Annotated in this window: 25 protein-coding genes; 1 reads left to right on the top strand and 24 read right to left on the bottom strand. The window is 46.6% G+C overall.

Features of this window, described 5'->3' with window-relative positions; translation table 11 throughout:
* Nucleotides 1–73: 73 nt before the first annotated feature.
* The 14 genes from truB to uppS all read right to left on the bottom strand — a co-directional run bounded on the left by truB (nt 74) and on the right by uppS (nt 17009).
* On the bottom strand, nt 74–997 hold the full coding sequence (truB, locus tag BpJC4_RS00680; protein WP_151679173.1) for a tRNA pseudouridine(55) synthase TruB: 924 nt from the start codon (nt 995–997) through the stop codon (nt 74–76).
* Nucleotides 998–1154: 157 nt separating this feature from the next.
* Nucleotides 1155–1502, bottom strand: coding sequence for a 30S ribosome-binding factor RbfA (gene rbfA, locus BpJC4_RS00675; protein WP_151697415.1), 348 nt, complete (start codon nt 1500–1502; stop codon nt 1155–1157).
* A gap of 14 nt (nt 1503–1516) precedes the next feature.
* Nucleotides 1517–1795, bottom strand: coding sequence for a DUF503 domain-containing protein (locus BpJC4_RS00670; RefSeq protein ID WP_151679171.1), 279 nt, complete (start codon nt 1793–1795; stop codon nt 1517–1519).
* Nucleotides 1792–3972, bottom strand: a complete 2181-nt coding sequence (gene infB, locus BpJC4_RS00665; RefSeq protein ID WP_151697414.1) for a translation initiation factor IF-2 — start codon at nt 3970–3972, stop codon at nt 1792–1794. The genes BpJC4_RS00670 and infB overlap by 4 nt, the downstream gene beginning before the upstream one ends.
* Before the next feature lie 14 nt (nt 3973–3986).
* Nucleotides 3987–4295 (bottom strand): YlxQ family RNA-binding protein, encoded by a 309-nt coding sequence (locus tag BpJC4_RS00660; RefSeq protein WP_151679169.1) that lies wholly within the window; start codon nt 4293–4295, stop codon nt 3987–3989.
* On the bottom strand, nt 4292–4585 hold the full coding sequence (gene rnpM / locus BpJC4_RS00655; protein ID WP_151679168.1) for an RNase P modulator RnpM: 294 nt from the start codon (nt 4583–4585) through the stop codon (nt 4292–4294). Before rnpM ends, BpJC4_RS00660 begins: the two co-directional genes overlap by 4 nt.
* Nucleotides 4586–4597: 12 nt before the next feature.
* A complete protein-coding gene (gene nusA, locus BpJC4_RS00650) occupies nt 4598–5815 on the bottom strand; it encodes a transcription termination factor NusA (protein ID WP_151679167.1) in 1218 nt (405 codons plus the stop codon).
* Between the two features lie 67 nt (nt 5816–5882).
* Nucleotides 5883–6350, bottom strand: coding sequence for a ribosome maturation factor RimP (gene rimP, locus BpJC4_RS00645; RefSeq protein WP_151679166.1), 468 nt, complete (start codon nt 6348–6350; stop codon nt 5883–5885).
* Between the two features lie 162 nt (nt 6351–6512).
* Nucleotides 6513–10841: a PolC-type DNA polymerase III gene (locus BpJC4_RS00640; RefSeq protein WP_151679165.1), complete on the bottom strand. Its 4329-nt coding sequence runs from the start codon at nt 10839–10841 to the stop codon at nt 6513–6515.
* 152 nt (nt 10842–10993) lie between these two features.
* Nucleotides 10994–12700: a proline--tRNA ligase gene (locus tag BpJC4_RS00635; protein WP_151679164.1), complete on the bottom strand. Its 1707-nt coding sequence runs from the start codon at nt 12698–12700 to the stop codon at nt 10994–10996.
* A 209-nt stretch (nt 12701–12909) separates the two neighbouring features.
* On the bottom strand, nt 12910–14169 hold the full coding sequence (gene rseP, locus BpJC4_RS00630; protein WP_151679163.1) for an RIP metalloprotease RseP: 1260 nt from the start codon (nt 14167–14169) through the stop codon (nt 12910–12912).
* Nucleotides 14170–14241: 72 nt separating this feature from the next.
* Complete coding sequence (gene dxr, locus BpJC4_RS00625) at nt 14242–15387, bottom strand: 1-deoxy-D-xylulose-5-phosphate reductoisomerase (protein WP_151679162.1); 1146 nt, start codon at nt 15385–15387, stop codon at nt 14242–14244.
* A gap of 21 nt (nt 15388–15408) precedes the next feature.
* Nucleotides 15409–16215, bottom strand: coding sequence for a phosphatidate cytidylyltransferase (locus BpJC4_RS00620; protein ID WP_151679161.1), 807 nt, complete (start codon nt 16213–16215; stop codon nt 15409–15411).
* Nucleotides 16212–17009, bottom strand: coding sequence for an undecaprenyl pyrophosphate synthase (gene uppS, locus BpJC4_RS00615; protein ID WP_151679240.1), 798 nt, complete (start codon nt 17007–17009; stop codon nt 16212–16214). Before uppS ends, BpJC4_RS00620 begins: the two co-directional genes overlap by 4 nt.
* A gap of 314 nt (nt 17010–17323) precedes the next feature.
* Here uppS and BpJC4_RS15985 point away from each other — a divergent pair, with 314 nt between their 5' ends.
* Nucleotides 17324–17461, top strand: a complete 138-nt coding sequence (locus BpJC4_RS15985; RefSeq protein ID WP_172967426.1) for a hypothetical protein — start codon at nt 17324–17326, stop codon at nt 17459–17461.
* Between the two features lie 48 nt (nt 17462–17509).
* On the opposite strand, the gene frr is transcribed toward BpJC4_RS15985, so the two are convergent.
* From frr to BpJC4_RS00565, 10 genes are all read right to left on the bottom strand, one after another.
* Nucleotides 17510–18067: a ribosome recycling factor gene (gene frr, locus BpJC4_RS00610; RefSeq protein ID WP_151679160.1), complete on the bottom strand. Its 558-nt coding sequence runs from the start codon at nt 18065–18067 to the stop codon at nt 17510–17512.
* On the bottom strand, nt 18067–18792 hold the full coding sequence (gene pyrH / locus BpJC4_RS00605) for a UMP kinase (protein ID WP_151679159.1): 726 nt from the start codon (nt 18790–18792) through the stop codon (nt 18067–18069). The genes frr and pyrH overlap by 1 nt, the downstream gene beginning before the upstream one ends.
* Before the next feature lie 148 nt (nt 18793–18940).
* Nucleotides 18941–19825 carry a translation elongation factor Ts gene (gene tsf / locus BpJC4_RS00600; RefSeq protein ID WP_151679158.1) on the bottom strand — a complete coding sequence of 295 codons (885 nt, stop codon included), beginning with the start codon at nt 19823–19825 and terminating at the stop codon, nt 18941–18943.
* 136 nt (nt 19826–19961) lie between these two features.
* Complete coding sequence (gene rpsB / locus BpJC4_RS00595) at nt 19962–20726, bottom strand: 30S ribosomal protein S2 (RefSeq protein ID WP_151679157.1); 765 nt, start codon at nt 20724–20726, stop codon at nt 19962–19964.
* Between the two features lie 144 nt (nt 20727–20870).
* Nucleotides 20871–21422, bottom strand: coding sequence for a hypothetical protein (locus tag BpJC4_RS00590; protein ID WP_151679156.1), 552 nt, complete (start codon nt 21420–21422; stop codon nt 20871–20873).
* A 45-nt stretch (nt 21423–21467) separates the two neighbouring features.
* Nucleotides 21468–22241, bottom strand: a complete 774-nt coding sequence (locus tag BpJC4_RS00585) for a FliA/WhiG family RNA polymerase sigma factor (protein WP_151697413.1) — start codon at nt 22239–22241, stop codon at nt 21468–21470.
* A gap of 84 nt (nt 22242–22325) precedes the next feature.
* On the bottom strand, nt 22326–22826 hold the full coding sequence (locus tag BpJC4_RS00580; protein ID WP_151679154.1) for a chemotaxis protein CheD: 501 nt from the start codon (nt 22824–22826) through the stop codon (nt 22326–22328).
* On the bottom strand, nt 22819–23457 hold the full coding sequence (locus BpJC4_RS00575; protein WP_151679153.1) for a chemotaxis protein CheC: 639 nt from the start codon (nt 23455–23457) through the stop codon (nt 22819–22821). Before BpJC4_RS00575 ends, BpJC4_RS00580 begins: the two co-directional genes overlap by 8 nt.
* 15 nt (nt 23458–23472) lie before the next feature.
* The gene (locus tag BpJC4_RS00570) at nt 23473–23901 is read right to left on the bottom strand and encodes a chemotaxis protein CheW (protein WP_151679152.1); all 429 of its coding nucleotides are present in this window, start codon (nt 23899–23901) and stop codon (nt 23473–23475) included.
* Between the two features lie 168 nt (nt 23902–24069).
* On the bottom strand, nt 24070–26118 hold the full coding sequence (locus BpJC4_RS00565) for a chemotaxis protein CheA (RefSeq protein ID WP_151679151.1): 2049 nt from the start codon (nt 26116–26118) through the stop codon (nt 24070–24072).
* Nucleotide 26119 lies beyond the last annotated feature (1 nt).

Genomic DNA, 26119 nt, shown 5'->3' with positions numbered 1-26119 from the left:
CCCTTTTCAGTTTGGCTCTGTTAAATTTTTTGTACCCGCGAAATCCGGATTCACACAAGGGAATGCGGGAATATTAAAAATTTGAAAGATCATTTCTGATCACTTTTACCGGTTTGATAAAGCCGGGCCGCTTGGGATGGGGTTGATAAATTGCCATAATTTTATGGCGGTGAAATAATGCCATGATGCCGCCGCCATTTTGCCAATGTGCACCTTTTTCCAATACTGCGCCGTTTTTTACTTTCTCTGCTAATGTATCACTTATTTCCCATTTCGGCAAATGGTTCAGCCCCGCTTCCATCGGGAAAAGCAATTTTTCCGCCATACCGGCTTCTGCATACTTACCGACCTCTTCAAGTGTGAAGCACTGTTCCTTTGAAAAACTCCCCGCCATCGTTCTTGAAAGCTTCGACATATGGGCGGGATAGCCGAGCTTTTCGCCCATCATGACAGCAAGGGTACGGATATAAGTCCCTTTGCTGCAGGATGCGCGAAATCGGAAAGACACGAGCGGGCCTTCAAAGATTTCTCGCTGGTCCAATAATTCGAGGCTGTAAATTTCAACTTCCCTTGAAGGCCGCTCCACTTCGATCCCCTGCCTTGCATACTCATAAAGCCTTTTCCCGTTCACTTTTACCGCCGAAAACATTGGGGGCGTTTGCGTTATGCGGCCGGTTAGCGATGCGAAAACCGCCAAAATTTCTTCACGGGGGATCGGGCGGGTGATTTCTTTTCTTTCTACCGTCTCTCCGGATGCGTCTTCCGTCGTGGTTGAAAAACCGATTGTTGCTTCTCCTTCATACGTTTTGCCGGCATCTGTGAGAAATTCGGCAATTTTCGTTGCTCGTCCGATGCAGACCGGCAGCACCCCTTCCACATCCGGGTCGAGCGTGCCGGTGTGGCCTACTTTTTTTATTTTTAATCGTTTCCGGATTTTAAAAACGCAGTCATGCGAAGTCATCCCTGCCGGTTTCCACAGCGGTAGAATCCCATCCATGATTTCACTTCCTTCCTGATACTTATCGCAGCTATGCAAGGGCTGCTTTTACCATGTGGCTCCTTAACTCCGTGATGGAAAAATATTCCCCAAACAAAGCTTAAAAAAAGGAAACCGATTGAACCCGTTTTCGGCTGCAATCAGTTTCCAACAATGGTCACTCTTCACTGTCATGAATCTTTTTAATCAATGTTTCAATGCGGTTGCCGTATTCAATGGATTCATCGATTTCAAAAAACAGTTCAGGCGTTTTGCGCAGCCGGATCCTGTTGCCCACTTCCGACCGGATAAATCCCTTTGCTTTTTCCAAGCCGGCAAGTGTTTCTTTCTTTTTCTCATCATCGCCCAAAACGGTGATGAACACTTTTGCCTGCTGCAGATCGCCTGTGACCTCCACATCGGTGACTGTCACAAAGCCGACGCGCGGGTCTTTTAATTTTCTGCCGATGATATCGCTCAGCTCTTTTTTCATTTGCTCGCCAACCCTGCTCGCACGAAGACTCATCACTCACACCTCATTTATAGCCATTCAAAATTCGTTTCAAGCCGCTCCCACTCCGGGCAAGAGTCGAGAAACTTGATCGCCCTCTGCAATTCTTTTTCTGCCTTGGCCTGGCTTGATGCGACCGTTACTACCTCAATCATGGTCCGCTGCCATACATCCTGGAAATCCATTTCACCAGCCGCGACATTGTATTTTTGCTTCAGACGTGTCAGCATCCTTTGCAAAACCGCCCGTTTTTCTTTCAGCGAATGGGCATCATGGATGTGAAATTCGCACCGGACGCTGCCAATCATGCCCTTTCTACTTCTTCCATGATAAAGGACTCGAGGACATCTCCTTCTTTGATGTCATTAAAGTTTTTAATGGTGATGCCGCATTCGTACCCCTGATTGACTTCTTTCACATCATCTTTAAACCGTTTCAGCGTATCGATTTCGCCTTCGTAAATGACGACGCCGTCGCGGATGACGCGGACGCCGCTGTCGCGGGTAATTTTCCCGTCGGTTACATAGCCGCCGGCAATTGTGCCGATTCTGGATACTTTAAACGTCTGCCGTACTTCGACCTGACCGATGATTTTTTCTTCGTATTCAGGATCGAGCATCCCTTTCATCGCCGATTCAATTTCTTCGATCGCCTTATAAATGATGCGGTGCAGGCGGATATCGACTTTTTCCGTTTCGGCCGCACGTTTTGCATTGGCATCCGGGCGGACGTTAAACCCGATAATAATCGCGTTGGACGCAGAGGCGAGCGCCACATCGGATTCAGTGATCGCACCGACCCCTGTATGGATGACTTTAATATTGACGCCCTCCACATCAATTTTTTGCAGGGCTGCGGTCAGCGCTTCAACAGAACCTTGCACATCCGCTTTTACGATGACATTTAATTCTTTCATTTCCCCTTGTTTCATTTGTTCAAACAAGGTGTCAAGGCTGATGCGGGCCGTTTCGTTGCGGTGCGCCTGGACAGCCTGCTGTTTTCTGGCTTCCCCAATTTGGCGCGCGGTTTTCTCGTCTTCGAATACGACAAAACGGTCGCCCGCTTCAGGGACATCATTCAAGCCGGTGATTTCGACCGGCGTGGACGGGCCGGCTTCTTTTACACGGCGTCCGAGGTCATTGACCATTGCGCGGACACGCCCGTAAGTATGGCCGACAACGATCGGATCGCCAACATGCAGCGTGCCATTTTGCACGAGCAATGTTGCAACAGGGCCGCGGCCTTTATCAAGGCGCGCTTCAATGACTGAGCCGAGCGCACGCCGGTTCGGGTTGGCTTTCAGTTCTTCCACTTCGCTGACAAGTAAAATCATTTCAAGCAGGTTATCGATTCCTTCCCCCGTTAAAGCGGAAATCGGGACATAAATCGTATCGCCGCCCCAATCTTCCGGAATCAGTCCGTATTCTGTCAATTCCTGCATGACCCGCTCCGGATTAGCCGTCGGTTTGTCAATTTTATTGACAGCAACAATAATTGGCACATCTGCTGCTTTTGCGTGGTTGATTGCTTCCACAGTCTGCGGCTTCACGCCGTCATCAGCCGCGACGACAAGAACCGTAATATCAGTTACCTGCGCCCCGCGCGCCCGCATCGTCGTAAATGCTTCATGACCGGGCGTATCCAAAAACGTAATTTTTTTACCATCAATTTTGACCTGGTACGCACCGATATGCTGTGTAATGCCGCCTGCTTCCCCTGCAGTGACCTTCGTGTGGCGGATGGAATCAAGTGTCGTTGTTTTCCCATGGTCGACATGGCCCATAATGGTGACAACCGGCGGGCGGACTTCAAGGTCTTCTTCACGGTCTTCCGTAAAATACGTTTCCAAATCCGTCTGGTCGATGACAACTTCTTCTTCGACTTTCACGCCGTATTCCGAGGCAATCAACTCGATTGCGTCTTTGTCGAGCTGCTGGTTGATCGTTGCCACAACGCCCAATAGGAACAATTTTTTAATAATTTCGGACGGCTCACGGTTCAGCTTTTTCGCCAGTTCCGCCACTGTCAGCGATTCGGTGAACGTAATTTTTTCAGGCAGTTCCTTTTTCTTTTGGGCAGGCTGTGGCTGTTGTTTGGCATTTTTATTTTTCTTGTTTTTCTTTTGCTTGTTGAAAGGTTTCACATTGTTTTCACGCGCTTGCTTTTTCATATTGCCGTTTCCGTGATTCCCGTTTTTCTGCCTTTGTTTTCCGCTCTTTTCATGGTGTTCGCGGCCTTCAGGCTGTGCTTTCTCGGCTTTTTCATTCCTTTCACGTTTTGCAGGCGCTTTTTGTACGTTTTGTTTTTTCCCGTCCGAATGTTGCTTCTTTCCGCTGTAGAAAGCATCCAGCTTACTTACAGTTTCCCCATCGATCATCGACATATGATTGGATACCTCTATATTCATTTGTTTTAATTTCGATATGACTTCCTTGCTTGAAGTATGATGAGCTTTCGCATACTCGTAAATACGTATTTTGCTCATGTCGTCACCCCCACCTATGATTCATCGAGCAGTTCGGCAAGTTTTTCCGCAAAACCGCGGTCGCAAACCGCCACTGTAACCCTTGCCTCTTTCCCGATGGCTTTCCCAAGTGTTTCTCTCGTTTCAACAAAATGTACAGGCACATTGTAGAAACGGCATTTATCTAAAACCTTTTTCGACGTGTTGGATGAGGCATCTTTTGACAATAATACAAGCTTTGCCCGGCCCGACCGAACCTCTTTCAGAACGAGCTCCTCTCCCGAAACGGCTTTTCCTGCCCGGTTGGCAAGGCCTAAAAAGGACATCGCCCGGTTTCCGTTCATAGTTTTTGTTTATTCTCCTTTTTTTCTTTTTGGATAAACGCCAATATTTCATCGTAAAAGGAATCTTCTATCGCAGCGCCGAGATGGCTTGCGAGAATATTTTTTTTCTTTGCCAAAAGCACGGCTTCCTCATCTTTTGAAAGATAGGCGCCTCTTCCGGATTTTTTCCCGGTCGGGTCGATTGAAATCTCCCCTTCTTTGGAACGGACAATACGGAGCATTTCCTTTTTCGGTTTCATTTCTCCCGTTGCAACGCATTTTCTCATCGGAATTTTCTTACGTGTCGCCATCGTCCTCACTCCTTATTCGATTTCATCATCTTTTTCATCAAATTCAGGCACTTTTTCCTCTTTCGCATGGAGTCCGGTTTCTTCTTCCGCAGCAAGGAATTCGGCCGTTTCTTTATTTAGAACGGGATCCAGCGTTTCTTCCGTTTCAGCCGGCATTTCTCCTTCAAAAGTTTCCGGGCGCGGATAAATGCCTGTTTCCCTTGCGTCCGTTTCGCTCTTAATATCAATTTTCCATCCTGTCAGTTTCGCCGCCAGTCTTGCATTCTGGCCGCGTTTCCCGATTGCAAGCGATAACTGGTAATCCGGGACGATGACAGTCGTCGCTTTATTTTTTTCATCCACAATGACATCAAGCACTTTTGAAGGGCTTAATGCATTTGCGACAAACTCAACCGGATCGTCCGACCATTTTACGATATCGATTTTTTCGCCATGAAGTTCGTTAACGATCGCTTGCACGCGCGCCCCTTTAGGACCGACGCATGCCCCGACGGGATCGACATCCGGACGGTCAGTATAAACGGAAATTTTCGAGCGGTCTCCTGCTTCGCGGGCCACGGAGCGGATTTCAACTGTCCCGTCGTATATTTCCGGGACTTCCAATTCAAACAACCGTTTTAATAGACCCGGGTGCGTCCGTGAAACGAAAATCTGCGGACCTTTCGTGGTTTTTTCGACTTTTGTGATATACACTTTGATCCTGTCGTGCGGATTGTACGCTTCATTCGGCGACTGTTCGCCCGGCGGCAGCAATGCTTCGGCTTTTCCAAGGCTGACATACGTAAAACGCGCGTCTTTCCGCTGTACAATCCCTGTCATAATATCGTCTTCGCGGTCGATGAACTCGTTGTAAATGATTCCCCGTTCCGCTTCCCTGACACGCTGCGTCACAACCTGTTTCGCGGTTTGTGCCGCAATCCGGCCGAAATCTTTCGGTGTCACTTCGATTTCGACAACATCCCCGATTTCATACGATGGATTAATTTTTTTGGCGTCTTCAAGCGATATTTCAAGCCTTGAATCGAAAACTTCTTCTACAACATCTTTACGGGCAAAAACGCGGATTGTGCCGTTTGCAAGGTTCAAATCCGTCCTTACATTCTGCGCCTGGTTAAAGTTGCGGCGGTATGCCGAGACAAGGGCGGCTTCAATCGCTTCGACAAGCAATTCCCGCGAAATCCCTTTTTCTTTTTCAAGCATTGTAAGAGCATCTACCAATTCTGAGCTCATGGAAATTTGGTCCCCCTTCATTTTTTGGAGCTTTTACTGCTGATGAACCGCTTCTTTCATTTACGCTTTAAAATTCAACGGCCAGTCGCGCCTGGGCCACTTTTTCAAACGGGATTTCCTTTTCGACTTTTCTTGTTTTCACCTTACATTCTAATGTTAATAAATCAGGCTGAAAAGCGATCAGTTTTCCCTGGAATATTTTCTCCCCGTCAATCGGCTCATAAGTTTTGACGAGAACGCTCCGGCCGACAGCGCGTTCAAAATCCCGCTGTTTTTTTAATGGGCGTTCGGCACCCGGTGATGAAACCTCAAGAAAATAATTGTGGGGAATCGGGTCAACTTCATCCAGCTTTTCGCTGAGGCGTTCGCTTACAAGCCCGCACTCCTCGATATCCACACCTTCTTCTTTATCAATATAGACACGAAGGAACCAGCTTTTTCCTTCTTTTACATATTCGATATCAACCAGTTCAAGGCCGAGTTCTTCCGCAATCGGGGATGCAAGTTCTTCCACCACTTCAACGACTTTACTCATGCTGACCTCCTGAAAAGTTCCGATTTAAAACACGAAAGAGCGGGGTTACGCCCCACTCTTTTACACGAGAGTTTATCAGTAGTATTTCCATAAAAGACTATACCATAACATACTTGAAAATGCAAATTTGAAAAAGATTATACTTTTTTCGAATAAAGTCTATTAAAACAGGGATAATTGGTTTTGCTCCGGAAGCGATTCTAGGCAGCCGTGCTGGTCAAGGTATTCCATAATCGTTTTCGATACTTTCCCGCGCCTTTGCAAATCTTCTTTTGACAGGAATTCGCCTTCTTCACGCGCTTTTACAATATTGACAGCCGCGTTTGTGCCTAGGCCCGGAATGGCGTTGAAAGGCGGAATAAGCGAGTCGCCGTCGATGACAAACTTGTCCGCTTCCGAACGGTACAAATCAATCGGCTGGAAGCGGAAGCCGCGCTCGCACATTTCAAGCGCCAGTTCCAATACCGTCAGCAGGCTTTTCTCTTTTGCCGACGCATCCATCCCTTTTGCGTTGATCTCGTTAATTTTCGCCCGGATCGAGTTTGAACCGTGGATCATCGCGTCCAAATCAAAATCTTCCGCCCGAACCGTAAAGTAAGTTGCATAGTATAAAAGCGGATAGTACACCTTAAAATAAGCAATCCGGACCGCCATCAGGACGTATGCGGTGGCGTGGGCTTTCGGAAACATATATTTGATCTTTTTGCACGATTCAATATACCATTTCGGCACATTCTGCTTGATCATCTCTTCTTCCATCTCCGGCTGCAGCCCTTTCCCTTTCCGCACCGATTCCATTATTTTAAAGGCAAGGGAAGACTCAAGGCCCTGATAAATCAAGTACACCATAATATCGTCCCGGCAGCCGATCACTTCCGGAAGGGTGCATGTCCCGTTTTGGATCAGTTCCTGCGCATTGCCGAGCCATACATCCGTGCCGTGCGAAAGCCCCGAAATCTGGACGAGTTCGGAAAACGTCGTCGGCTTTGTATCTTCGAGCATCTGCCGCACAAACTTTGTTCCAAATTCCGGAATGCCGAGTGTGCCGGTTTTACACATGATTTGCTCCTCCGTCACCCCGAGCGATTCCGTTCCGCTGAAAATTTTCATGACTTCCGGATCATCGGTCGGAATTGTTTTCGGGTCGATACCGCTTAAATCCTGTAGCATGCGGATGACGGTCGGATCATCGTGCCCGAGTATATCGAGCTTTAAAATGTTATCGTGGATCGAGTGGAAGTCAAAATGCGTCGTCCGCCAATCAGAGCTGCTGTCATCGGCCGGATACTGGATCGGCGTGAAATCATAAATGTCCATATAATCAGGAACAACGATGATGCCGCCCGGGTGCTGGCCGGTTGTCCGTTTGACGCCGGTGCAGCCTTGGACAAGCCGGTCGACTTCAGCACCCCTGAAGGTGATATTATGGTCCTGTGCGTACCCTTTTACATAACCGTATGCCGTTTTTTCGGCAACGGTGCCGATCGTCCCCGCCCGGTATACGAAGTCTTCGCCAAACAAAACTTTTGTGTAAGCATGGGCGCGCGGCTGGTAATCGCCGGAAAAGTTCAGATCAATATCCGGGACTTTATCCCCTTTAAAGCCGAGGAACGTTTCAAACGGGATATCATGGCCGTCTTTTTTGTATTTTGCCCCGCAGTTCGGGCAGTTTTTATCCGGCAGGTCAAAGCCGGAACCGATGGAACCGTCATCGAAAAACTCGGAATGCTTGCAGTTCGGGCAGACATAATGTGGCGGGAGCGGATTGACCTCGGTAATTTCCGTCATGGTTGCGACCAATGAGGAACCGACCGACCCCCGCGAACCGACAAGGTATCCGTCGTCCAAAGATTTTTTTACAAGCTTATGGGCAATCAGATAAATGACCGCAAACCCGTGGCCGATAATGCTTTTCAGCTCTTTTTCAAGTCTGTCCTCGACAATCTCCGGCAGCGGATCACCGTATATGCTTTTTGCTCGCTTATAACTCTGCTCGCGGATTTCTTCTTCCGCCCCTTCAATTTTCGGCGTGTACAAATCATCTTTAATCGGTTTGACATCCCCGATTAAATCCGCGATTTTCTGCGTATTATAAACGACGATTTCCTTCGCTTTTTCTTCGCCGAGAAAAGCAAAGCATTCCAGCATTTCATCCGTTGTACGGAAATGGACATCCGGCAGCTCATACCGGTTGAGCGGATTCGCGCCGCCCTGGGAGCTGATCAGGATTTTCCGGTAGATTTTATCTTCCGGATTCAAATAATGGACATTGCCTGTCGCAACGACAGGCAAATTTAATTTTTCGCCAAGTTTCACGATCTTTGCAATGATTTCTTCGAGCGCTTTTTCATCGCGGACAAGTTCCTGTTCAATAAGGGGCGCATACACTTCTTTCGGATGCACTTCCAGAAAGTCATAAAAGCGTGCCAGTTCCTCAACTTCTGCCGGGTCTTTCTGCATCATCCCTTCGAAAACTTCGCCTTTGTCGCAGCCGGACCCGACAAGAATTCCGTCGCGGTACTTTTGCAGCTGTGAACGCGGAATCCGCGGCACGCGGTAAAAGTAATCGATATGCGATAACGAAATCAGTTTAAATAAGTTTTTCAGGCCTTCCTGCGTCTGCACAAGCAGGGTGCAGTGGGACGGGCGCGCCCGTTTAAATGCGCCGCCTTCGCCCATATACTGGTTAAACTGGTCATGGTATTCGATATTCCTTTCGCGTGCGTCTTTCAGCATCTTCAGGAAAATCTGCCCGGTTGCTTCCGTATCGTAAATCGCGCGGTGATGCTGGGTCAGTTCGACATTGAATTTTTTCGCGAGCGTATTCAGCCGGTAGTTTTTAAAATCCGGGTATAAAAACCGGCCAAGTTCGAGCGTATCAATAACCGGGTTGTTCGATTTCGGCAAACCGATTTTCTGCAGGCCCACATTTAAAAAGCCGACATCAAACGAAGCGTTATGGGCAACCAAAATGGCATCGCCGATCCACTCGTGATATTCTTTCAGCACTACCGAAATATCCGGCGCATCTTTTAACATCTCATCGGTAATGTTCGTCAGCTCAATGATCGTATTTGAGAGCGGGTGCCCAGGGTTGGCAAACCGTTCAAAACGGTCAATCACTTCCCCGTTTTTAATTTTAATGGCTGCCACTTCAATAATGGTGTCGTAGACGGCGGAAAGCCCTGTCGTTTCGACGTCAAACACAACATATGTCGCCTCATCAAGATTCACATGGGCATCGTTATAAGCGATCGGCACCCCGTCGTCAACGAGGTTGGCTTCAAGGCCGAAAATCACTTTAATACCGTTCTTTTTGCCGGCGCTGTAAGCTTCCGGGAAACTTTGCGCTACGGCATGGTCCGTGACCGCTATGGCCGGATGCCCCCATTTTTTCGCCTGAGCCACAAGGTCGCTGACAGAAGTAACGGCGTCCATCTGGCTCATCGGCGTATGGAGATGGAGTTCGACGCGCTTTTCATTTTCCGAGGCTGTATCTTTGCGTACATGCGGGGCAATTTCACAAATGTCATTCGCAATCATGACCAAATCGCGCACAAATGTATCGTTTTGGATGCTGCCGCGCGCCCTGAGCCACATGCCTTTTTTCAGGCGGGCAAACTGGGCGGCATCTTCTTTATCGCGCGAGAACATTTTCACAAGGATAGAGCTCGTATAGTCTGTCATTTTCAGCTGCAAAAGCGTCCGGCCGCTGCGCAGTTCTTTTGTTTCAACGTCAAAAACATATCCTTCCACCGTAATGCGCCTTTCTTCATCCACAATTTCCGAAATGCTGCGGATTTCGTCATCATCCGGGATTTTCAGCCCGATCATCAGCGGGCCTTCATCTTCAGGCGCATCCTGCTTACGGTCTTCGGACATGCTTTTCTGCATTTCCAGAACCGCCTGCCTCGCCCGTTCCTCATCTTCTTTTTTCTTTTCTTCCATAAATTTTGCATATTCTTCGGAAGACTGCGGTACAGGTGCGGTTTCCACATCAAACATTAACTTCGGGAAGCCTGCCCGTTCGTAAAAACCGGTAATCAGCCCCCCGTATTTTTGTTTTAATGTCCTCGCTTCCGGATCATTCCGGCCGGTTAAGGTAAATTTATTGCCAGTTACTTTCGGCACCTGCTCCGACAATAAAGACAAGAGCATCGGCGACATGCCTTCAAACTCCCGAAGGCAGGCGTTCCAATAGTCTGCTACAAGCCCAGGCTTGAAAGATGCATCTTTCGTCCGGATAGAAAAACTGACCTTTGCAATATGCTGAAAAGCTTGGCACAGCCGGGTTGAAAACTGTAAATACGCTTCAATAGGAAGGATTTTTTCCAATAAAAAATAAAAGTGCCATCGTTTCGACTGGCGTTCCACGACAAGCTTTTCAATTTCCCCGTTTTGAAAATGGCTGTAAAGCCCGTCGTCCGTCAGTTTCAACTGCTGCAGCAAAATTTGAAACCTTTCTTTCTTTTCGGCGGGATTTTCAATCATGTTTTCCTCTCCCATCCATTAAAGTTAGCCTCGTAAACATCTTAAAAAAACTATAACGATAATTCAACGATTCTAGCATGTATAAATCTTGCCAGCCGCGAATATAAACAGAGAAGCACCGGCCGGAAAGCCGATGCCCCAGATCAATTCCATTACGCAAGTTTTGCAAGAATATTGGCAATGGTGCCGGACAAATCTTCCTGTTTTACTTCCAGCACTTCGCCGGTTTTTCTAACCTTGATTTCTACAATCCCTTCCGATGCTTTTTTCCCGACCGTTACACGGGTCGGCAGCCCGATCAAATCGGAATCTGCAAATTTAACACCCGGTCGTTCATTTCTGTCATCCATTAAAACCGTAAACTGCTTTTGCAATTCCGTATAGAGCTTTTCAGTAAGCCCGGCTTGTTTTTCATCTTTCATATTGACCGGCACTAGATGGACTTCAAACGGTGCAAGATTGACAGGCCATACCAAACCTTTATCATCGTTATGCTGTTCGCAGACTGCCATTAATGTGCGGGAAACGCCGATCCCGTAACAGCCCATCAGTATCACCTGTTCCCTGCCATTTTCGTCCAAAAAGGCGGCGTGCATCGCTTCGCTGTATTTTGTGCCGAGTTTGAAAATATGACCGACTTCAATGCCGCGGGCAAAACGGATCGTTCCTTTTCCGTCCGGCGACGGATCCCCTTCCTGGATATTGCGGAGGTCGCCGTACAAATCAACACGGTAATCGCGCCCCGGGTTGGCATTGATGTAATGGTAGTCGTTTTCGTTGGCGCCGCAAATCCCGTTTACAACATACTGGACGGCATTGTCCGCAAGAATACGGATGTTTTCCGGGGCGCCGACTGGGCCGAGTGAACCAATATCCGCCCCCATCAACGTTTTGATGATTTCCGGATCGGCCATCTCAATTGTTTCGGCTCCGAGGAGGTTTTTCACTTTGATTTCATTCACTTCATGGTCGCCGCGCACAAGCACGATGACATATTCGTCATCCGCTTTCAGCACTAACGTTTTCAGGCATTGTACAGGATCTGCTTTCAGGAAATCCACGATCTGGGCGATTGTCTTTTGCCCGGGTGTCGGGATTTTTTCAAGCGGCTTTTCCGGTTTGTCCGGCTTCGTATAAACCGTTTTTACTTCCGCCATTTCGATATTGGCCGCATAATCGGATGCATCGGAATACGCAATTGTGTCTTCCCCGATTTCAGAAAGCACCATAAACTCCTGCGTATCTTTCCCACCGATTGCCCCCGAGTCGGCCAATACGGCGCGGAAATCGAGTTTACACCTAGAGAAAATATTCGAATAGGCACGGTACATATCGTTATACGTTTCATCTAGGCTTTCTTGATCGGCATGAAAAGAATACGCATCTTTCATGACGAATTCGCGGCCCCGCAATAAACCGAAACGCGGCCTTTTTTCATCGCGGAATTTCGTTTGGATCTGGTATAAAGAAAGCGGCAGCCGTTTGTACGATTTGATTTCGCCGCGAATGAGACTTGTAATGACTTCTTCATGCGTCGGACCGAGCGCAAAGTCACGTTCGTGGCGATCCTTCAGCCGCATCAGTTCAGGGCCGTACGAATACCAACGCCCCGATTCCTGCCATAATTCCGCAGGCTGCAGCGCCGGCATGAGCAGTTCCATCGAGCCAATTGCTTCCATTTCTTCGCGGATAATTGTTTCAATTTTATGTAATACATTTCTAGCCAGCGGCAAATACGTATAAACGCCGCTTGCAACCTGCCGTATGTATCCGGCACGAAGAAGCAGCTGGTGGCTTTTAATTTCGGCATCAGCAGGCACATCCCGCAGTGTCGGAATAAACATCTTACTTTGTCTCATACAATCGCACTCCTATATTCAGTTTTCAATAAGATTCAGGCAATCAACTATAGGCGATTGCCCGATTGGAAAATTTTATCATTTTTACGGATGACAATGGCAGTCATGTTTTATCCGCGGCATTCGCGATGATCCATGGAATAGCGTAAGCCGTGCACCAGGAAAGTGAAACGAAAACGGCGATGGCCATCAACAGCCCGCATAAGATTCTAGAGGAAAAACCTTTGGATATCGTTCCAGGTGACGATAATCATCAACAGCATTAAAAGCGCAAAGCCGATAAAATGGACAATCCCTTCTTTTTGCCGGTCAATCGGTTTGCCCCTTAAAGCTTCAATCCCGAAAAACAGTAGCCTTCCGCCGTCCAAAGCCGGCAGCGGGAGCAGGTTCATGATCCCGATATTGATGCTTAAAAGCCCGGCCCATTTAAAGAGATAAATCAAGCCAGATTTGGCAACTGTCTCCGTAGATTTGTAAATGCCGACCGGCCCTGACAACGCGTCAATCGAAAATCCGCCTGTAATCAGGTGGCCGAGCAATTTAAAAATTTCCACCGTCCATACATACGTCTGCGTAATGCCGTAAGTGGCGACTTTCAACGGAGAATGGTCAACCGGGCTGTTTACCCCGATCCTGCCGATCAATTTGCCATCCACCGTCACACTTTTCGGCGTTACCGGAATATCCATCGTTTTACCGCCGCGTTCAATTGTAAAGGTGATTTCTTCATCCGGATGCTTCTGGATCACTTCTACAATATCATTCCAAGTGGAAATTTCCGCTCCGTCAATGCTAATCACCGTATCCCCTTTGTGGAGGCCGGCCTGAGCGGCTGCACTATTCTTTACTACAGTCCCAAGTACCGGATCGGAAACCGGAACGCCCTGAACAATCGCCATCATCGTAAACACAATCGCCGCCAACACAAAATTCATAAACGGCCCTGCAAAAATCGTCAGTGCCCGTTTTCCCAAAGATTTGGATGCAAACTGGCGGTCCCACGGCGCAATCTGCATTTCCGTACGGTCTTCCACAAACACGGCATCCCTTTTTATTTTAAACGTTTGAAGGTTCTCGTCGTCCCCTTCTTCATAGCCTTTTATCACAAGTGCATGCTCCAAATCAGCCGATTCCGTCTCGATCATGCGCAGCCCGGTATACCGGTCTTTCCCGTTTACCACGATTTTTTCGACCGTTTCATTATCATCGAGCAAAAGCCCGATCCGCTGCCCGGGTTTCAATTCCGGTATGTCAGGATCTTCCCCTGCCATCCTGACATATCCGCCGATCGGGAGCAGACGGATCGTATACTGCGTTTCGTTTTTCTTAAAGGAAAGGATCTTCGGGCCAAAGCCGATGGCAAATTCGCGACACAAAATTCCGGCTCTTTTTGCTACGAAGAAATGCCCGGCTTCATGGAAAATGACAAGCGAACTAAAAATCAAAATAAAGGCTATTACTGTTGTCAAATGAATACCACCTTACTTTAAAAATAATTTCTGCCTCTGGCCGGAAGATCAACATGCATAACAATCCGCAGTTTAAATAAGCGAACTTACATAGGCGCGCGTTTCAGCATCAACCGCACGGATCGTTTCCAAATCAGGGTGTTTAATTACATTATGCCTTGCAAGTGCCTTTTCAATCAACTGATCAATCTGTAAAAACGGAATTTTTTCTTGCAAAAAGGCATTTACAGCCGTTTCATTGGCCGCATTCAGCACAGCCGGCATTGATCCGCCTATCCTGCCGGCTTCATAAGCCAGCTTCAGGCAGTAAAAACGATCCTCGTCCATTTTTTCAAAATGAAGCCGGCCGATTTCCGCCAAATCAAGGCGCTTTGCATCCGGAAGCTCCATCCTGTTCGGGTAACTGAGGGCGTATTGGATCGGAATCCGCATATCGGGCGTGCCGAGCTGCGCCTTCACGCTAAAATCCTGGAATTCCACCAAAGAATGCACAATGCTTTCGCGGTGGAGCACCGTGTCAATTTTTTCATAAGGAAGGCCGAACAGCCAATGCGCCTCAATGACTTCAAGGCCCTTATTCATCATTGTTGCCGAATCGATCGTAATTTTTGCACCCATTGACCAATTTGGGTGGTTCAGCGCATCCTTGACGGTCACATGCATCAGCTGTTCCCTTGTATAGTCTCGGAAACTGCCGCCGGACGCCGTGATAATGAGACGCTCGATTTCATTTCTATTTTCCCCTTGCAAACATTGGAATATAGCCGAATGTTCGCTGTCGATCGGAAGAATTTCCGTCTTGGCCTTTTCGGCTGCTTCCAACACAAGGTGGCCGGCTGTCACAAGCGTTTCTTTGTTGGCGATAGCAACCGTTTTCCCTGCTTCGATCGCTTTAAGCGTCGGTAAAAGGCCGACACTCCCGAGAACCGCATTTACAAGCAGATCGGCTCCCTTATAAACAGCCGCTTCGATTAGCCCTTCTTCCCCGTATGAAAAAGCGGCAGCATCCCCAAATTCATTTTTCAACCGTACGCAGTCTTCTCTTCCAGCAACTGAGACGAATTCAGGCTGAAATTCCAAAATGATTTTCCTTGTTAAATTTATATTGCTTCCTGCCGAAAAAGAAACCAGTTTAAATTCATTTGGGTGATTCCGGATGACATCCAGCGTTTGCGTGCCGATGGAGCCGGTTGCCCCTAAAAGACTAATCCGTTTCATATTTATACGCCCCCTCGTATATCACCTTGCTGCAATCATTTTTAAAAAATGGATGAGCGGCAACACAAATAATAAGCTGTCAAAACGATCCAGAATACCACCGTGCCCCGGAAGAATATTCCCGGCATCCTTTACGCCATAATGCCGCTTATAAGCGGATTCCACCAAATCGCCAATCTGGCCGAAAATAGACAGCACGACCGTAGAGGCGACCATCCGCCCGAGGCTGATACCGATATCGGTAAAAAAGAAAAACAGGACTGAGACAATAACAGCGCACAGCACACCGCCAAACGCGCCTTCGACCGTTTTATTCGGGCTGATTTCCGGCCACAGCTTATGCCTGCCGAAAGCCCGTCCGATAAAATAAGCGCCCGAATCCGTCGCCCAAATTAAGAAAAGGGCGTATAAAATATATGTGATGCCTAAATCCGCCGTATTTCTAGTTTCAATAAAATAGTAAAAGCCGATGCCCACGTAAATGGCGGAAAGAATATGGAAACCCGCTTTTTCAAACGTAAGCCGGTTTTTCGTCAGCACTGTATATGCCAAAAAAAGCAGCACAATCATGTAAGTATATTCGAGTTTTGCAAACCCGAACCGTTCAATGAAATGCACGTATTTGGAAGGGAACAATATGATCCACAACAGCAGTACGGAAAGGAGCCCTTCAAAAGAAAAAAATCTCTGCTTCCCCATCCTCAGCAGTTCATACAAAGCAATGGTCGCCATTGCATAGACAAGCAAAATAAACGGCAATTTCCCGTAAATCACAAAAGGAATAAAAAAGGCTGCTGCTACGACAGCGGTTATGATTCTCTGTTTCATCTAGTCTGCTCCTCACTTTTTAAACCACCAAACCGTCTGGAACGTTTCTGGTACTCCTCGATGGCGTCCAGAAAATGTTCCTCATTAAAATCCGGCCATAATACATCCGTAAAGACAAATTCCGTGTAAGCAAGCTGCCACAACATGAAATTGCTGAGGCGGATTTCCCCGCTCGTCCGGATTAATAGGTCGGGATCCTGTAGGCCGTTCGTCATTAAATAACGGTGGAAAACTTCTTCGGTCAGCTCATTTTCATCCATTATACCATTTTTGACATCATTTAAAATATTTTTCACGGCACGCATAATTTCGTCCCGGCTGCCGTAATTCAGCGCAAAATTCAAGATAAGGCCGTTATTTCCTTCCGTTTCCCGAATCGCTTTATTAATCGCCCTTTGTGTGTGCAGCGGAATTTGTTCCTTGTGGCCCATCATCTGGACCTTTACATTTTGTTCTTTCAACTCTGGAAGATATGTGGATAAAAATTCTTCCGGCAATTTCATTAAGTAATCGACTTCCGCTTTCGGCCTTTTCCAATTTTCAGTTGAAAATGCATACAGTGTCAGCACTTTGATCCCAAGCTCATTGGCGACTCGGGTAATTTTGCGGATGGTTTTCATTCCTTCATGGTGTCCGGCAACCCTCGGCAAATGGCGCTTTTTCGCCCACCTGCCGTTTCCGTCCATAATGATTGCAACATGCCGGGGGACTTCGTCTGCTTTGACCTTTTCCCCGCGTGTGCTGTATCCGGGCACCCTTTCTTTATTGAAAGATTTCCATCTTTTTATATTCATAAGCACATTTGCCCTCCAAATGGAATCCGCCTGCATATTGCACGGCGCATCAGCCATACAGGTATTGCGGTTTACGATTTGGCAAAATTTGTATGGCTATCATATTTTAAATTTGCCATTCTCTATTATAGAGAAAATAGATGCGTTTGTGTAGTCGTGATTGTTGTTAAACATGTTTCAAAAGCTGAAAAATCCTAATGGAAAAGAACCCTTCTGTTGCTTATTCGTATAGCAGCTTAATACAGTGGGGAGGATCGGGTGCCATGAAATTCTTCTCATTTTCCGGCCTTTGCATTTTTGGAGGGCATGGGCAGGTGGGGACCGGCAAAGGGCAAATGATTTTTTTAGAAACAAAAGAGCAACGGGAAAGCCGCACGAAAATTTCATTGTACAGTGGACTTGCGGCCATCATCTGTTTTGCTGCTACCGGCGTGCTTTTGGCAGTGGTATGAACAAAAAACTTCCACCGGCGAAGCGCCAATGGAAGTTTTTGCCTGATTTCAGACTTCCATGATTTCCTGTTCTTTTGTTTTTGTGATTTTATCAATTTTTTTGATATGTTGGTCCGTAATTTTTTGCACATCATCCGCAAATCCGCGGTGTTCATCTTCCGTAATTTCACCGTTTTTCTCGAGTTTTTTCAGCTCATCGTTTGCATCACGGCGGATATTGCGGACCGCGACTTTCGCTTCTTCCGCTTCTTTTTTAACCAATTTGACCAGTTCTTTTCTTCTCTCTTCCGTCAGTGGAGGGATCGTAAGCCGGATGACAGATCCGTCATTGTTCGGTGTCAGGCCGAGGTCCGATTTTAAGATTGCTTTTTCGATTTCGCCGAGTACAGTCTTATCGTACGGCTGCACCACCATAAGGCGTGCTTCCGGAACGGAAATGGACGCAAGCTGGTTAACAGGCGTCTGGGCTCCGTAGTAAGCTATCGTGATTTTATCGAGCAGCGATGCGTTTGCCCGGCCAGCACGGATTGAACTGAGTTCGCGATGAAAAGCTTGAATTGCTTTTGTCATTTTATCATTTGCCGTATCAATGACCTGCTTTGTCATTATGCTTTCCCCCTAACGATTGTCCCGATGGTTTCACCCATGACGGCGCGTTTTATATTTCCTTCTTCCATAATTGAGAATACTATAAGTGGGATGTCATTGTCCATACATAGAGATGAAGCAGTTGAATCCATAACGGCCAGCCCTTCTTTGATGACGTCCAGGTAGGATAGCTCATCATATTTTACGGCATTTTTATCCAATTTCGGATCGGCAGAATATACCCCATCCACATTATTTTTTGCCATTAATATGACGTCGGCTTCAATTTCGGCTGCCCGCAGTGCAGCGGTCGTATCCGTCGAAAAATAAGGGTTGCCCGTACCTGCAGCAAAAATGACAACGCGCCCTTTTTCCAAATGCCGGATTGCCCGCCTTCTGATATAAGGCTCGGCCACCTGGCGCATATCAATGGAAGTTTGCACACGCGTTTCAACGCCGCTTTGTTCGAGACTGTCCTGCAGTGCCAACGCGTTCATGACAGTTGCCAGCATGCCCATATAATCAGCAGTCGCCCTGTCCATGCCCATTTGACTGCCGATCTTGCCGCGCCAAATATTGCCGCCACCGACAACGACCGCCACTTCAACGCCTAGTTCTACGATTTCCTTTACCTGCTGCGCAACAGATTGGATGACAGTCGGATGTATTCCAAACCCCTGCTCTCCGGCCAAAGCCTCACCACTTAATTTTAAAACAACACGTTTGTATTTAGGGGTAAGCATTTTAAACCTCCAGTTCATTTTGTATGTATAATGCATGTATTTCCCATGTTGCCCGCTTTTCCCACATAAGTGAGGAAAACTTTCGCAAGCACAAACAGTTAAATTTTTTAAAAAGAGGAACACTGTGTGTCCCCCTTTTTCCATTGTTTTAGTTTTTCTTAATTTGGTTCATGACTTCTTCGGCAAAGTTTTCCTGGCGTTTTTCAATGCCTTCGCCCACTTCATAGCGCACAAATTCCGCGATTTTTGCATTGTGGGAAGCAACATATTGGCCTACAGTTTGATCCGGATTTTTAACAAATGCCTGGTCGACAACACAAATTTCTTCGAAGTATTTTTTCAGGCGGCCTTCCACCATCTTTTCGACAATTTTTTCCGGCTTGCCTTCATTTAATGCCTGCTGCTTCAATACTTCCCGTTCATGAGCAACTTCCTCTTCCGAAACCTGGTTGCGGGAAACATATTTCGGGTTCATCGCGGCAACGTGAAGGGCAACGTCTTTTGCGACTCCGGCATCTGTAGTGCCTTCAAGAACAACAAGCACGCCGATTCGGCCACCCATATGGAGGTATTCACCAAATGCGCCGTTATCCGATTTTGCTTTAAAGGCAAAGCGGCGAAGGGAGATTTTTTCGCCAATTTTGGAAATCGCCTGTGTTATGAATTCGTTGACAGTAGAACCGTTAGCCATTTTGGAATTCAAAGCCGCATCCAAATCGGCCGGTTTGGTTGCCAGCAAATGCGCAGCGATTTCTTTTACAAGGTTTTGGAATTCTGCGTTTTTCGCCACAAAGTCCGTTTCTGCGTTCACTTCCAAAATAACGGCATCATTGCCTTGGCTCAATACATATGTGGTTCCTTCTGCAGCGATACGATCCGCTTTTTTCGCAGCTTTTGCGATCCCTTTCTCACGGAGATAGTCGATGGCTTTTTCCATATCGCCGTTTGTTTCTGTCAGCGCTTTTTTGCAGTCCATCATGCCGGCGCCGGTTTTTTCACGAAGTTCTTTAACCATTTGAGCAGTAATTGCCATGGGATTTCCTCCTTAAATATTATGTAATTCGTTCCCTTAAAAAAAGGTGATAAGCACGAAACCTCCTTATCACCTTTCTTTAGGATGTTATAGATAAGATGCGGCTTTATAATGGCCCGCGATCGGGATACTAATTTTAGGCTTCAACAGTCGATTCTTCAGTTTCTGCCGTTTCGGCCGACTCTGCTGTTTCAACCGGAACTTCACCGGCATCTTCTTCACCCTGCCTTGCTTCAACGATGGCATCTGCCATTTTGCTTGTCAGCAGTTTCACCGCACGGATCGCATCATCGTTTGCCGGAATGACATAATCAATTTCATCAGGGTCGCAGTTTGTGTCAACAATCCCGATAATCGGAATGTTTAATTTTCTTGCTTCCGCAACCGCGATGCGTTCTTTGCGCGGATCGATCACGAACAAAGCATCCGGCAGGTTCTTCATATCTTTAATGCCGCCGAGGAATTTTACCAAACGGTCATGTTCTTTTTTCAGCTGGACAACTTCTTTTTTCGGAAGGACATCAAAAGTGCCGTCTTCTTCCATTTTTTCGATTTGTTTTAAACGGTCAATGCGTTTTTGGATCGTTTCGAAGTTTGTCAACGTTCCGCCTAACCAGCGGTGGTTTACATAGTACATACCGGAACGTTCCGCTTCATCCTTCACGGATTCCTGGGCTTGTTTTTTTGTCCCGACGAAAAGAATGGTTCCACCATTTTCGGCAAGTTCTTTTACAAAGTTGTAGGCCTCTTCAACTTTCTTTACCGTTTTTTGAAGGTCGATAATGTAGATGCCGTTGCGCTCAGTGAAAATATACTTCTTCATTTTCGGGTTCCAACGGCGCGTTTGGTGACCAAAGTGTACACCAGCTTCAAGTAATTGTTTCATTGAAATGACTGACATTTGTTTTCCTCCTATGGTTTTATTTTCCTCCGCCTCAATCCTTTTCAAAAGGAGACTGCAAATGCAGCACCGTCCTTCAAATCATGAAGCGTGTGTGATAACACCGACAATTACTATAACATAAATAAAAATGCCTATCAAGCTTTATTCCAGGCCGGAGTGAAATTTTAACAGCAATTCAATTTCCGTCCTGCCTATATTTAATTTTTGGGCAATTTCTTCTACGTTATACCCGATCTTTTGCAATTCATTCACTTTCTGGAAAAGGCTTGTTTCTTCTTCAGGGCTTTCAGGAAACAGGTAGTCATCCTGCCCTTCCTGCTCCATATTTTCCGAAAGCGGCGGTTCTGCCGCTTTACGGTATGCGCGGCCCGCAACAGCACGCACAAAAGCTTCTGATTTCACTTCGGCGATTTTCCCGTCCGCGCCCGGCGGCTCATTTTGTTTTACGCTTCCTTCCGCCCGTGGAGATCCGGTGTCTGCAGTTCGGGCAGCCTTTACTTTCCGGATAAAGGCATCATTTTCTTCTTTCATTTCCAAGAGATACGCTGCAAAAATTTCTTCAATTTCCTTCACCATTTTATTATAGTTTTCTTCAGCCTGTACTGTGCGGTTTTGCCGCAAATACAGCAAAATAATAGCAAAAATGGAGAGTACATTCAGAAGGAAAGATAATGCCAGTAAAAAAGCAACCAAGTTTCTTCACCCCCTCCATTGCGGCCGACCGGCGGTATATTTCCATTATGGAAGCAGCTTTTTTTCCAAAGTATTCCTCAATTTATAAATGGCCTTCGAGTGGATTTGGGAAATTCGGGAAGTTGACAGACCCAGGATTTCGCCGATTTCCGTAAGCGTGCATTCTTCGTGGTAAAAGAGGCTTAACACGAGCTGCTCTTTTTCCGACAGTGTCCGGATCACTTCTGCCAATTCCTTCACTGTCTCTTTTTTTACCAATTCGGCTTCCGGCTGGTTGGCATTTTGGTCCTTTAAGCCGAATGGGGATGCGGTTTCGCCTTCTTCGTAATCGGTTCCGATTTCTTCAATGGACAGCACATTGGCAAAAAATTGTTCATTCATTGTTGTATATACCTCTTCCTCTTTCATCCCCAATTCGGAAGCAATTTCTTTTGGGGAAACCGGGCGCATATATTTTTGCTCAAGCTTTTCGATCGTACTTTCAATTTTTTTTGCTTTTTCCCTCGTTCCTCTTGACAGCCAATCTTCTTTTCTTAAACCATCCAAAATAGCACCGCGGATGCGGAAAGAAGCATATGTATCAAATTTCAGCTCACGTGAAGGATCAAATTTGTTCAAAGAATCCAAGAGTCCGAACATTCCAAGGCTTTTCAAATCATCTTTCGATACATTGCGGGGAAGTCCGGCAGCAATCCTTTGGACATGGTAAGAAACGAGCGGCATATATTTTTTCACGAGGGCATCCCCGGCTTTCGGGTCCCGGCAGCGCACCCACAAATCCCAATACTTCTGTTCTTCTTGCTGTACTGGTTCTGCCATGCGGCCATCCCTCCTTGTTGCCTTTATTGGTGAATCGCAAAGCCAAAAATAGGGCCATCAAAAACGTAAACGTCCGTTCCTTCTTTATATATCTATGACCCCATGATTGACAGTTTTGACGGTCAACACCGCCGTTTCAGGATTGAATTCGATCGTGCGCCCACTTTTTCCGCCTGTATCTTCTGCCACAAGCTTGATGTGGTTTTCCTTCAGCTCTTTTTTTACAGCTTCCACATTACGGGGACCGATCCGCATGGCTTCATTCATGGAAGAAAAGGAAAACATCTCGGCCCCGCCCGCAATCTTTGCAAGCAGCCGATGTGCGCTGCAGCCGGCGCGCAGGAGCCTGCCAATCAACTCTTCGATGGCGGTATCCGCAAACTTTGCCTTATTAATATGCTCAGAATTCCTTGCAATTAACGAAGACGGCAGCATGATATGCGCAAGCCCGGCAGTTTTAGCAGGCAGATCATATAAAATAACGCCTACACACGAACCAAGCCCGGTCGTCCTGATAAGGCCAGGCGCCGTTACAATCTTCATTTCGGCAATGCCCACTTTTATGATTTCCGGCCGGCTATCCATCGAGTTCAACTCTTAAGGAACGGAGAAGGATTTCATAAGATCCCGGATCCGGGAAAAGGAAAAAGTGGCCTTTCACATCAGAACTGGACGCTTGTTCGTCGCTTAATACCGTATCAATCACGATCGCATAGTCGCTGACCTGGGAAAGCTCGATCAGCCCATAGCTGATAATGGATCCGAACATATCGATGCTGAGGGCCGGGACAGACGGAAACATATCGAGATGCGTAAAATCGGAAAGTGCAGTCAAATAAGACCCCGACAAAATATTCCCCAATTCCAGCATGGCTGACAACCCTAATTCGGGGTACGGCGGTTTGTCGAACGAAAACGCAGGATCCCCGATCATTTCTTTAATAAATCTTTCCCCCTGGGCAACCGGCACAATGAAAAAGATATTGCCAGGCGCATCGCCTTCAATCCGCAAAAATACGCTCACCACAACGATTTCCGCCCCGCCGATCAGCTCCATAATTTCTTCAAAAGAGGCGATATGGACGTCTGGCACTTTCATATCAATTTTTTTATGCAGCAGTCTGGAGAGGGATGTTGCCGCATGCCCTGCCCCAATGTTCCCAATCTCTTTTAAAACATCCAAGTGGAGTGATGTGATTTTATTTTTGATATCCATATAGAAATACCTCTATTATATTGGCATTAAAATTTTTTCTAAATCAAGCAGCATCAAGAGCCTCTGATCCAAATTCGCCACACCGGAAATAAATTCTTCTTTGCTGCTGTTGACCACTTCGGGCTCTGGTTCGACCGTATCCTCATTTAAATCAAGGACATCAGTTGCCTCATCAACGAGAAGGCCCACTTCAATATCCGAAATCCGGACAATAATCAATTTGCTGTCCCGGATGCTTCCGGCTTCATCGTCTTCTTCCATTCCGAACCGTTTTTTCAAATCAATTACCGGAACGATCACGCCCCGCAGATTCATCACACCGAGCACAAAAGGCGCGGTCAGCGGCACCCTCGTAATATGCTGCAGTTTTTCGATGGACAGCACCTGCTTCACCGGCAGGGCATATTCTTTATCGTTTAATTGGAATACGATCACTTTCTCCAATACTATCAACCTCTTTCTTTTAGGGGATAGAATTTGCTTAGCCTTCTTCGGACCCTTTCGTTGAAGATTTATTGCATTCTGCGGCAAGAGGGCATCGGATCGTTCGCACCGTTTCTTCCTTATCTCAACCGATAGCCTTTTACGACGAATGATGGAAACCTCTCATTTTTATTTAATTAGTACGTTGCAGTCAATAATCAGTGCAACCTGGCCATCTCCGAGTATCGTTGCCCCTGAAATAGCAAACACATTCGTTAAGTAATTTCCCAAGGATTTTAAAACAATTTCTTGCTGGCCGATAAATGAATCAACAACAAAGGCGGCCATTTTCTCCCCTTTGCGGACGATCAGGACGGAAACCAATTCATCACTTGTCTTCGAATCCGTTACTTCAAATACTTCATTCAAAAATACAAGCGGCACAACTTTGCCCCGGAAATCGATCACTTTTTGGTGGTGCGCATTTAAAATCTGGTCCTTTTTGATAATTGCCGTTTCTACAATAGAAGTAAGCGGCACTGCATATTTTTCGGATCCAATTTCAACCAGCATGACGGAAATGATAGACAATGTCAGCGGAAGCTGGATCGTAAAAATGGAACCACGCCCTTCCTCAGAATGGACGGAAATCGATCCCCCCAAAGATTGAATGGTTGATTTAACAACATCCAGACCGACACCGCGCCCTGAAATATCCGAAATTTTATCGGCTGTGGAAAAACCGGATTCAAAAATCAGGTTAAAAATCTGGCTGTCCGTCAAAGCGTTCGCTTCTTCTTCTTTCACAATGCCTTTTTGAATCGCTTTTTCCAATACCTTTTCGCGGTTAATGCCGGCCCCATCATCTTCAATTTCGATGAAAACATGGTTGCCGCTGTGGTAGGCTTTTAATGTAATAGTTCCCGTCTCAGGCTTTCCAGCTTTTAATCTTTGTTCCGGCAGTTCAATACCGTGGTCGCATGAATTGCGGATTAAATGGACGAGCGGATCGCCGATTTCATCAATCACGGTGCGGTCCAGTTCCGTTTCGGCACCGATTATTTCAAGATTCATTTTTTTATGCAGGTCCCTTGCCAATTGGCGGACCAGCCTCGGGAACCGGTTAAACACTGTTTCGACCGGCACCATCCGCATATTAAGAATAATGGTTTGCAGATCACTAGAAATGCGCGACATCCTTTCAACCGTTTCATTTAATTCCGAATGGTTGACTTCCTTTGCAATTTGTTCAAGCCGCCCGCGGTCAATGACAAGTTCCTCGAATAAATTCAGCAGGTTGTCCAGCCTTTCGATATTCACACGGATCGTCTTTGATGTATTTTTATGTTTTTTGGCGGGCGCTCCTTTTATATTAGGCACCGGCCCTTTGTTTTCCTTCTTCTTTAGAGCGGTAGCCTTTTCTTTGCTAAGAGGGGGGGACGGTTCCGCCTTATTGTCCCGGCTTTGTTGTTCTGATTCTATCACAATTGTTTTTGCATTGACTTGTTCGATCTCTGAAACTTTTAAAATTTTTTGCCTGATCTCTTCCCGATCTTCTTTTGATATCAATGTCACCGTAAATTCTTTGTCAAACTGTTCTTCTTCAAGCTGGTCTACCGGCGGATTGGACTGGATGATTTCCCCGCATTTTTCGAGAATATCGAACACCATAAAAACACGTGCCGCTTTTAACAGACAGTCGTTGCGCAACCGGACCGTAAACTGGTAGCAATTGTACCCTTGTTCTCTGGATTGAACAATGACCGTCTGCTTATACTCATCATATACGATTTCGTTGGATTCCGGTTTTTCCGCCACGGGAACGGATACTTCTTTTTCATCCTCCCCAATTGCGTTATCCCCGTTTTCTACCGCATGCAATCGGGCAATGGTTTCACTCACATCCAATTTTCCGTCCCCGCCATTCGCAACGGAATCCACCATCGCTTCCAGATGGTCAACCGCAGTAAATATGACATCAATAGTGGAAGGTGTAACGGTCAGCTTTCCATTCCGGATCGCATCGAGTACGTTTTCCATTTTATGTGTCAAATTGGCCAAATTTTCGAAGCCCATTGTAGCCGACATGCCTTTTAACGTATGCGCAGACCGGAAAATTTCATTGACAATCGCCAAGTCTTGCGGATTCTTTTCCAAATTCAGCAAATTTTCATTTAAAGACTGGATATGTTCTTTGCTTTCTTCAATAAAAACTTCTAAGTATTGGCTCATTTCCATC

This window comes from Weizmannia acidilactici (assembly GCF_008974185.1).
Taxonomy (GTDB): domain Bacteria; phylum Bacillota; class Bacilli; order Bacillales; family Bacillaceae_C; genus Weizmannia; species Weizmannia acidilactici.
This window is presented reverse-complemented; position numbering and strand designations above follow the sequence as displayed.